Here is a 1,491-nt window from a genome sequence, read left to right as displayed (position 1 = left end):
GCCTTATGCCCGCAGGGCAATCTCGCCCCAGACTGGCCTGAATGTCCTCCCGTGGGTTACCCTTACGGCTTATGTGTGTTTTCCCACAAGGATTTAAGAAATGTCCGAGCCAGTCAAACTGCGCGCTCACAACCAGGCCCATTGCAAGGATTGCAGCCTGGCTCCTCTCTGCCTGCCACTTTCTCTGAATCTGGAAGACATGGATGCGCTGGACGAAATCGTTAAACGTGGTCGCCCGTTGAAAAAGGGTGAGTTCCTGTTCCGCCAGGGTGACACCTTCGATTCCGTTTATGCAGTACGCTCCGGCGCCCTGAAGACCTTCAGCCTGAGCGACACCGGCGAAGAACAGCTCACCGGTTTCCACCTGCCGAGCGAACTGGTCGGCCTGTCCGGCATGGACACCGAGAAACATCCAGTGTCGGCCCAAGCGCTGGAAACTACCTCGGTCTGTGAAATCCCTTTCGAACGCCTCGACGAACTGGCCCTGCAACTGCCGCAGCTGCGCCGGCAACTGATGCGGGTGATGAGCCGCGAGATCCGTGACGATCAGCAAATGATGCTGTTGCTGTCGAAGAAAACCGCCGACGAGCGCATCGCCACGTTCCTGGTCAACCTGTCGGCCCGCTTCCGCGCTCGCGGGTTCTCGGCCAACCAGTTCCGCCTGAGCATGTCGCGCAACGAAATCGGCAATTACCTGGGCCTGGCGGTGGAAACCGTGTCGCGGGTGTTCACGCGCTTCCAGCAGAACGAACTGATCGCCGCCGAGGGCAAGGAGATCCACATCCTCGACCCGATCCAGCTCTGCGCCCTGGCCGGCGGCTCGCTGGAAGGCTGATCTCGATCCGCGGTTGAGCGAAGCGTTTCAGCCGCGGGTATACTGCGCCGTTTGCAGCCCTGCCAGGACACCTCGACGATGGTCTTCGACTCCTTCGACATCAAATCCCTGATCCGCCCCGTGATCGACTTCCCGAAACCGGGCGTGATCTTTCGCGACATCACCCCGCTGTTCCAGTCGCCCAAGGCCCTGCGCCTGGTGATGGACAGCTTCGCCCACCGCTATGTGGAAGCCGACTTCACCCACATCGGCGCGATGGATGCGCGCGGCTTCCTGATCGGTTCGGTGCTGGCCTACCAGTTGAACAAGCCGCTGGTGCTGTTCCGCAAGCAGGGCAAACTGCCGGCGGACGTGTTGGCCGAAGGTTACGCGACCGAATACGGCGAAGCGTTCCTCGAAGTCCACGCCGACAGCCTGTGCGAAGGTGATTCGGTGGTGATGTTCGATGACCTGATTGCCACCGGTGGCACGCTGATCGCAGCGGCCAACCTGATCCGCCGCATGGGCGCACGGGTGCATGAGGCGGCGGCGATTATCGATCTGCCGGAGCTGGGTGGGTCGCAGCGCCTGGAAGATATGGGCATCCCTACTTTCTGTCTGACGCAGTTTGCTTTGACCGATAAATAGTAAAGATCAAAAGATCGCAGCCTTTCGCA

General features: G+C 60.4%; 2 protein-coding genes. Both read left to right on the top strand.

The features are described 5' to 3' along the window. Positions 1–100 precede the first annotated feature (100 nt). Complete coding sequence (fnr, locus tag HT737_RS24750) at positions 101–835, top strand: fumarate/nitrate reduction transcriptional regulator Fnr (RefSeq protein ID WP_025110355.1); 735 nt, start codon at positions 101–103, stop codon at positions 833–835. A gap of 78 nt (positions 836–913) precedes the next feature. Next, positions 914–1,462, top strand: coding sequence for an adenine phosphoribosyltransferase (locus tag HT737_RS24745; protein WP_003223345.1), 549 nt, complete (start codon positions 914–916; stop codon positions 1,460–1,462). Positions 1,463–1,491: the final 29 nt, after the last annotated feature.

The organism is Pseudomonas sp. MD195_PC81_125 (assembly GCF_014060985.1).
GTDB lineage: Bacteria > Pseudomonadota > Gammaproteobacteria > Pseudomonadales > Pseudomonadaceae > Aquipseudomonas > Aquipseudomonas parakoreensis.
This window is presented reverse-complemented; position numbering and strand designations above follow the sequence as displayed.